Below are 936 nucleotides of genomic sequence, written 5' to 3' on the forward strand. Positions count from 1 at the left end.
GATCGCGCAGGCAACGGGTGCGTTGACGCTTACGGGCGTCACGCTCGCCAATCCGGCCGTAACCGGCGCGGCTCTGTTCGCCGCCGGCAGCGCCGGTGCGCCGGCGATCTCGCGGGCCGGCGATACCAATACCGGCCTGTTTTTCCCGGTGGCCGATACCCTGGCGGTTGCCCTCGGCGGTTCGGAGCGTGGGCGGTGGACGTCGGCGGGGCTGGGCATCGGGACGTCATCGCCGCTCGAGCTTTTGCACGTCAACGGCACAGCCCGGATGGCGGAACTCTGGACTGAACAGGGAGTGTCGATCGGCGGTGATCACGTCGCGGCCAATTTCTGGGGAACTGGCGGCAACGCGGCACTGTTTTTCGACAAAGGTTTCCTCGGCACGAACGGTGCCTTTGCGACGAGCCTGTTTTCGAACGGGTACCGCAACAATGCCGGCTCGTTCACGTTTATGGGCGTCAACGGCAATACCGACAGGGCAAGCGGCATCGATCTCTACCCGGATGGATCAATCTGGTTGAGGGGAGGCCCTGCCACAGGCACGACAATTATGCCGCGTGTGATGATCGATGTGAATGGCAATGTCGGTATCGGCACAACGGCGCCGTCAGCGCTCCTCGACATCAATGCCGACACCACGCGGCTGCGCAACAAGCGGACGATTGCCAGCGCAAATGCCGCCGGGAATCAGGGCGATTCCTGCTGGGACGATAACTACGAATATCGCTGCACGGCGACCAACACATGGCGGCGCGTGCCGATCTCAGCCTGGTAAGGAGCAACCATGACCGAAATCACATGGAAGATCGTCAGCCTCGACCGCGCGCCGGAAATGTCCGGACTGACCGATGTGGTCTGCCGCGCGCACTGGGAGGTGCTGGCGATCGATCCGGCCTATCCGGACCTTGCCGGCCGCGTTTATGGAGATTGCGCCAT

The 936-nt window shown here is 63.2% G+C and carries 1 protein-coding gene and 1 pseudogene; both read left to right on the top strand.

The features are described from left to right. Positions 1-775: pseudogene (locus H2509_RS00835) on the top strand (hypothetical protein); the annotation flags it as partial. Positions 776-784: 9 nt separating this feature from the next. After that, the coding region (locus H2509_RS21300) for a DUF7936 family protein (RefSeq protein WP_182161335.1) at positions 785-936 on the top strand (152 nt) is incomplete at its 3' end.

Origin of the sequence: Stappia albiluteola, assembly GCF_014050225.1 — a bacterium.
GTDB lineage: Bacteria > Pseudomonadota > Alphaproteobacteria > Rhizobiales > Stappiaceae > Hongsoonwoonella > Hongsoonwoonella albiluteola.